The organism is Gemmiger formicilis (assembly GCF_016901605.1).
In the GTDB taxonomy this organism is placed as follows: domain Bacteria; phylum Bacillota; class Clostridia; order Oscillospirales; family Ruminococcaceae; genus Gemmiger; species Gemmiger formicilis_B.
On sequence record NZ_JACJKP010000158.1, the window covers coordinates 1 to 6948 of the forward strand.

At 53.5% G+C, this 6948-nt stretch carries 5 protein-coding genes and 1 pseudogene; 4 read left to right on the forward strand and 2 right to left on the reverse strand.

Features of this window, described 5'->3' with window-relative positions; all coding sequences use genetic code 11:
* Nucleotides 1-1278: pseudogene (locus tag H6B10_RS11375) on the forward strand (ABC transporter permease); the annotation flags it as partial.
* Nucleotides 1279-1430: 152 nt separating this feature from the next.
* On the opposite strand, the gene H6B10_RS11380 reads toward H6B10_RS11375, so the two are convergent.
* The gene (locus tag H6B10_RS11380; protein ID WP_204651716.1) at nt 1431-2882 is read right to left on the reverse strand and encodes a PTS transporter subunit EIIC; all 1452 of its coding nucleotides are present in this window, start codon (nt 2880-2882) and stop codon (nt 1431-1433) included.
* Between the two features lie 21 nt (nt 2883-2903).
* A complete protein-coding gene (murQ, locus tag H6B10_RS11385) occupies nt 2904-3800 on the reverse strand; it encodes an N-acetylmuramic acid 6-phosphate etherase (RefSeq protein ID WP_204651717.1) in 897 nt (298 codons plus the stop codon).
* Nucleotides 3801-4038: 238 nt separating this feature from the next.
* Between murQ and H6B10_RS11390 the strand changes: the two genes are divergently transcribed.
* The 3 genes from H6B10_RS11390 (at nt 4039) to H6B10_RS11400 (ending at nt 6947) form a co-directional block, all read left to right on the forward strand.
* Nucleotides 4039-4587 carry a methylated-DNA--[protein]-cysteine S-methyltransferase gene (locus H6B10_RS11390; protein ID WP_204651720.1) on the forward strand — a complete coding sequence of 183 codons (549 nt, stop codon included), beginning with the start codon at nt 4039-4041 and terminating at the stop codon, nt 4585-4587.
* Between the two features lie 37 nt (nt 4588-4624).
* The gene (locus tag H6B10_RS11395) at nt 4625-5587 is read left to right on the forward strand and encodes a P1 family peptidase (protein ID WP_204651718.1); all 963 of its coding nucleotides are present in this window, start codon (nt 4625-4627) and stop codon (nt 5585-5587) included.
* A gap of 127 nt (nt 5588-5714) precedes the next feature.
* Complete coding sequence (locus H6B10_RS11400; protein WP_204651719.1) at nt 5715-6947, forward strand: glutamate-cysteine ligase family protein; 1233 nt, start codon at nt 5715-5717, stop codon at nt 6945-6947.
* Nucleotide 6948: the final 1 nt, after the last annotated feature.

Sequence of the window (6948 nt, forward strand, 5' to 3'; positions counted from 1 at the left end):
ACCGTGCGGAACATGCTGGTAATGACACTGCTCATCGCCGGGGCGTATTTTGCTGCCTTCTATGCACCTATGCTATCTACAAACTCTGCCTACAGTTTTAAGAGCCGCCCTGTAGATTTTGAGTACCATTGGCGCAACGACCAGGACTTACCGAAGAAAAGCGAAGTAGAGGCGCTGGCGGCGAACTATGAGGTGGATATAACCTCCTGGGCGCAAGTGAATGCTGCCATCCTGGGCAGCGACGGAACGGTTTCCATTGAACAGGATAACGGCGCTTTGGGAACTACCTATACCAAAGAGTACCGCAAAATCGCTTCCGGTGCCACCTTCTTCTCTGAATCAGCCTGGAACACCCTGACCGGGCAGAACATGGATCTGGTTCCCGGAACTTGTGCCAATGTGCTGGACGATGAAGGCGGCAGCGAATATCGTTCCGGTGGTGATGTAACGCTGCTCACCAACATGGTCACCGGGCAAAGCCTGTCCGTCACTCCGGCGGAACCGCTGCGGTTTACCATGCTGCTGGGGTGTTATGTATTGGATGACGCGGACTACGCTTACATTACTACGGGACTTACCGACCTCTGGCAGCAAACCTGGGTGTTCTTCCATGTAGCCAATGCGGATGCCAGCTATCCATTTGCCAAGGCTTTATTCAATAAGATTGTAGATCGTTCCGGTGATGAAGTGATGCAGCTGGATGCCTATGATTTGGTGGCCAAAACACTGGCAGAAAAGGCTGGCAAAGCCTACGAATTTGACCGGGAAAATATTGCTGCCTATGGATTTCCTGTAATAGATCGCGACGATCGGGACAGCACCGAATTCCGGAACTATTGGCTTTACATGCCCCGTTTCCGTGTGCTGGACCAGAACGATTTTGTTGCCACCATGGCGGTATTTCTGATGCTTTTCATCTTCATTGCGCTGGTCTGCTTTGCTGCGGTTGTGGTCATTTCATTCACCCGGTGTATGACGATTGCCATTACCAGTGCTCACGTTTACAATGACCTTCGGCGGTTGGGAGCGCCGAAACCCTATCTGTTCCGTTCCGTCAAGGGGCAGGTGTCCAAAGTGTTTTTGGTGCCGGCTTTGGTGGGAACAACGATCATTTGCGCGTTCTATACCATGATTCTGTATTTTAATGATGATCGTTTTACGCCCGGCGAAGTGGCCGGCATGGGAACCTGTGCGGCGGTGATCGCCGTGTTGTCACTGGTGCTTTACGGCGTGTACCGCTTTACCCTGCATTGTGTCTGCCGCAGGCTGGGCATCTGATGAACAAGAACGACCTCTTTTTGAGAGGAAGAAACCTGCAAAACGCAAAAACATGCGAGCAAATCGGTTTTGCGGTGTTCCTTTGACGGCAGGACTGTTCTTTGCAAAAAAGAGCCAACGGAATCCTTCCGTTGGCTCTTTTCATGGGTCCTTTATGCCTGGGCCACTTCTTCTGTTGTGACGAAAGCGTTTGTAATCAAGAATCCCATACCGTAACTGATAATAAGGCCGATGCCATAATAGACCATCGACATAACGGCACCGTTGGGACTGGCTGTCATAACCGGGAAGGCCAGAATACCGGAAGGTCCCCATGTGGTGGAAGCAACCTGCATCGCCATAACAAAGGCACCGCCGAATGCGGCTCCCAGCCCGGCTGTGAAGAACGGTTTGCCCATAGGCAGCGTGACACCGTAAATCAGCGGTTCGCCAACGCCTAAAATACCGGCAGGCAGCGCGCCGTCAATGACGGAGCACAGACGCTGGTTTTTGACCTTTTTGGCTTTCAAGAAAATCGCAATTGCGGTCCCCACCTGACCGGCACCGGCCATGGCAAGAGCGGGGTAAAGGGTAACAAAACCAAGGGTTTCCAGCTGAACCGTATACAACGCCACAAGACCATGGTGCATGCCCATGGCGACCATAGGCAGGAACAGCGCCGCGGAGATAAAGCCCGCAACAATGCGCACGATGGGGTTGGCACTCATGCAGACCTGTTCTACAACCCAGCACAAGCCGGTGGATACAAAGCCGGTCAACGGCATAATGATGAATACGTACGGAATCACACAAAGGATCAGTGTGATCAGCGGCGTGAACATAATATCCAGATTGTCGGGGATGTGTTTGCGCACTGCTTTTTCAATTTTCGCCAGGAACCATACGCCAATGACAACTGCCAGCACACCGCCGCGTCCGGCCCGAAGGATGGCGTCCAAAGGCTGTGCCTCGTTGTACAGGCCGATGATTTTGGAAATGTTATCGATGTTCCCCAGGGTCGTCATCATGCCCAACATCCCGCCCAGAATGGGGGTGGCGCCAAACCGTTCTGCCGCACGGTAACCGGCCCAGGCGGTCAGATAGGTCATGAAAGACGCATTGATCAGCGACAGCAGATTGTAGACGATATTCCAAAACGAATTGTCTGCATAGCCCGGGTAAACCTGGGCCAACAATGTTGCCAGACCGGAACACAGGCCCGCTGCAATAACACCGGGAATCAGCGGCACAAAGATTTCGCCGAATGTTTTCAGCATGGACTGGATGCGCCCGTGCGATTGTCCGGCTTTAACGGCAGCTTTATTGGCCTGCCAGTCATTTTCGGTAGAAAGACCGGACGCACCGACAACGGACGGAACGCCCATGTCGGCGCAAATGTCGGCACATTTGCGGCTTTTACCGGGGCCCACCACAACCTCGATAAAGTTGCTGCGGTCATGCACGATTCCCAGAACGCCGTCCAGTTTGCGCAGGGCATCGTCGCGCACAAGGCTGTCGTCCCGGACCTGAATCCGCAGGCGTGTCATACAGTTGGTGGCAGTTACGATATTGTCTTTGCCGCCGCATTCTGCCAAAAGCCGTTTGACAAGTTCTTCGTTGCTCATAATATAGCCTCCTTTGCGGTGTTATCGGTTCCCAAGGGCATTGTGAACAGACCCTCCGGATTGATCCAATAGCGCTTGCGCCGATGCAGCGTCTTTCCCGGTCAGAATCATGGTAATGGCAAGCTTGACTTTGCCGTTGGCCTCATCGATCGTACGGCAGGCCTGCTCACGGGAAACATCAGTGGCTGCCATAACGATGTTTTCGGCGCGGGTCCGCAGCTTTTCGTTGCTTTGCACCACATCCACCATCAGGTTTTGGTACGCTTTTCCCGTGCGGACCATGGCGCCGGTCGTAATCATATTCAAAATCATTTTTTGGGCAGATCCGGCTTTCAGTCGGGTAGAACCGGTCAGAACTTCCGGACCGACCGAAACTTCAATGGCAATATCGGCAGCCTGGCCGATCGCGCTGTGAAGGTTGCAGGCGATGGCTGCAGTCTTGCACCCGATACTGTGCGCGTAATCCAATGCACCCAGTACATAAGGCGTGCGCCCGGAAGCGGCAATTCCGATAACGACATCCGACGGCACCAGGTTATGGTCCATCAGATCCTGCTTTCCCAGGGAACGGTCATCTTCGGCACCTTCGATGGGAAAGCGCAGGGCACGGTCTCCGCCTGCAATCAGTCCCACAACCATGCTGGAGTCCACACCGAAAGTAGGCGGGCACTCCGATGCATCCAACACCCCAAGACGTCCGCTGGTTCCTGCCCCCAGGTAAAACAGTCGCCCACCTTTGCGGAATGCTTGTTCCACAACTTCTACGGTGGAAGCAATCTGCGGCAAAGCCGAGGCGATGGCTTCGGGAACTTTGTGATCTTCCCGGTTCATAACGGTCACCAGTTCCAGGGCACTCATCTGGTCCAACGTCATGGTATCCGGGTTACGTGTTTCGGTCATCATTTTGTTCAAGTCCATAGGAGCCCTCCTTGTCAGCAACGGCGGCTTTTATTGATTTCAGCATAGGGGATAGAAAACAAAAAGTCAATCTGTCTTACGGAGTAAGAAAATATTTTGTTCATAACAAAAAGAAAAAGACTGCCTGGGGACGAAAGAACAGGAAAAATTGTAACAGTTCCTTTTCGATACTGGAAACCACTCTTTGCATCTGGTACAATAATAGGTAAAGACTGCCGAGGGGGGATTCATATTGGCACTGTTTTTTACAAGATATGCCTCACCGCTGGGGGAAATTCTGCTGATAGCTACAGAAGAGGCCCTGACAAATTTGTGGCTTCCCGGCCAGAAGGTGGACGATAAGCGCCTGGCACAGGCAGAGCGGCATGACCGTGCACCAGTGCTGGTGCAGGCATGTGACTGGCTGGACCGATACTTCTGCGGCAGAAAACCAAAACCGCAGGAACTCCCGCTGGCCCCGCAGGGAAGTGAGTTTCGCCGGCAGGTATGGCGACGCTTGTGCCAAATTCCCTACGGCCAGTTGGAAACCTACGGCACCATTGCCCGGGAAATTGCCTCCGAAAACGGGGGCGCCATGTCGGCGCAGGCTATTGGGGGCGCCGTGGGACATAATCCCATTTCTCTGATCATTCCCTGCCACCGTGTGGTTGGTTCCCATGGTAATCTGGTGGGGTATGCAGGCGGGGTGGAATTGAAACGTAAATTGCTGAAATATGAAGGGGTCGACATAGAAAAATTGTCCGACCCCAAACCGCGTACAGGCCCCGGTGCGCGGAATCGTGCATAAACGGAATCAACCAGGGAATTTGTGCAGGAGGTGTACCATGCAGGAAATTTCTATCATGGATTTTGAGAACCTGAAGATCGGGCAGGCGGAAAATGCAGCGGCCGGTACAGGATGTACCGTTTTGTTGTTGGGGCAAGAAGGCGCCCCGGCAGGCCTCGATGTGCGCGGCGGCGGCCCCGCTTCCCGGGAAAGCGAGCTGCTGAAACCCATGGCGGCCGCTTCGGTCATTCATGCGATCCTTCTTTCCGGAGGAAGCGCTTTTGGTCTGGATGCGGCAGGCGGTGTGATGCGCTATCTGGAAGAACACAATATCGGGTTTGATGTAGGCGTGACCAAGGTGCCGCTGGTGTGCCAATCCTGCCTGTTTGATCTGACAGTGGGGGACCCCATGGTTCGCCCGGATGCGGACCTGGCATACAAAGCTTGCCAGAACGCGGAGCAGGGAAATTATCGGGACGGATGTTTTGGCGCAGGTACCGGTGCAACGGTGAGTAAGCTGCTGGGTATGGAACACTGCATGAAATCCGGCATCGGAAGCTATGCGGTTCAGGTCGGCGAACTGAAAGTAGGCGCTTTGGTCGCTGTCAATGCACTGGGGGATATCTACGATTGGAAGACGGGCCGCAAGGTGGTCGGCCTTCTTGCGGAGGACGGAAAAACGTTTGCCAATGCCGAAGAAATCGCCCTGCGCAAGACGGAAGTGGTAGAAAACAAGTTTGTCGGCAATACGACGCTGGGTGTCATCGTGACAAACGGATGTTTCCAGAAAGCGCAGCTGTGCAAAATTGCCGGTATGGGACATGATGGCTATGCGCGGGCTATCCGGCCGGTGCATACCACCGCAGATGGCGACAGCATTTATGCGGTTTCTCTGGGAAATGTACAGGCTGACCAGGATGTAGTCGGCGCGTTGGCGGCACAGGTCATGGCAGAGGCGATTCTGCGTGCGGTTCAGGCCGCAAAATCCGGGTATGGATTCCCGGCTGTTTCGGATTTGTAAAAAATCAAAGTTCCTGCTGTTTTGCAGCAGGAACTTTCTTGTTGAACGTTGCCTTGGCAGGTGTTTCGGGGTATAATGAGAAAATCAAAAACAGGATAAAAGATCAATCCGCCAGGAGCATTATTATATGTCAAAACTGGACGAACAGAAAAAGTTATTGGTTGAGTATTTCCAGCAGGGATGCAAACCGGAAGGAAAGCTGACCCTGGGGCTGGAGGTAGAGCACTTTGTCACCCATGCCGGCGGGGAACCGGTCACTTTTACGGAAGTACAGAGTGTACTGCGGCAGATGCAGCAGCCTTACGATACGCCGGTACTGATCGATGGGGAATATATGGGGTATACTACCCAGTGGTATGGTATTTCTCTGGAACCGGCCTGTCAGGTGGAAGTCAGCATCGTGCCGCAAAGCAGTGTGCTCAAAATCATGGACATTTACAATCAGTTCTATCTGCAGCTGAGCATGACACTTGCGGCACGCGGGCTTCGTGTATGGACGGTAAGCTATCATCCAACCTGCCGCGCAGAGGAATTGCCGTTGATTCCCAAACAACGGTACGAAGCGATGGACCGGTATTTCAAGAATACCGGGGCTTGCGGAATCCAGATGATGCGGGCAACAGCTTCCACGCAATTATCCGTTGATTATTTCAGCGAACGGGATTTTGTGCAAAAAATGCGGGCGGCTTGCCTGCTCACACCGTTTTTTGCGTTGCTCAGCGATAATGCCGTGCGCTATCAGGCACACCGCAACAATGCTTACAGTGTGCGTACCCGCGTCTGGCAGGATGTGGATTCCGATCGCTGTGGTGTGCCGCCCCATTTGATGGACCCCGATTTCGGATTTGAATCTTACGCGCAGACGATTCTGACGCGCCCCTTGATTGTGGCACTGCGGGGCAGCCGGACCAAAGCGGTGGGGCGAAAGACTGCGCAGGAAATTTACGGAAGCCATCTGCAGCAAAAAGAAGTAGAACATTTATTGTCAATGTTCTTTTTTGATGCCCGCCTGAAAACTTATGTGGAGATACGCGGAGCGGACTGCATGCCGCCAAAATATATTGCCGCCTACGCGCAGCTGGTAAAAACGATTTTTGGCAGCCAGGCCGCTTTGCAAAATGTGCTGCGCCACTACGAAGGCGTCAACACCGGCGATATTGCCAATGCGAAGATGGCAGTCTGCAAGGACGGCTATAACGCGTGGGTCTATGGCCGGCCCATCGGGAAAGAACTGGCCTGGCTGCTTTTGCAGGCTCGCAGCCGCACCCCCTCCCAAGAGGAGCGCGCGTTGCTGGAGCCTTTGGCCAAACTGGTTGTGACCAAGAAAACCATACGGGAAGAAGAAAGCGAAAATGACTGAA

Coding starts and splice junctions, on each gene's coding strand:
- H6B10_RS11380 (WP_204651716.1), bottom strand. CDS start 2,882: ATGAGCAACGAAGAACTTGTCAAACGGCTTTTGGCAGAATGCGGCGGC.
- murQ (WP_204651717.1), bottom strand. CDS start 3,800: ATGGACTTGAACAAAATGATGACCGAAACACGTAACCCGGATACCATG.
- H6B10_RS11400 (WP_204651719.1), top strand. CDS start 5,715: ATGTCAAAACTGGACGAACAGAAAAAGTTATTGGTTGAGTATTTCCAG.
- H6B10_RS11395 (WP_204651718.1), top strand. CDS start 4,625: ATGCAGGAAATTTCTATCATGGATTTTGAGAACCTGAAGATCGGGCAG.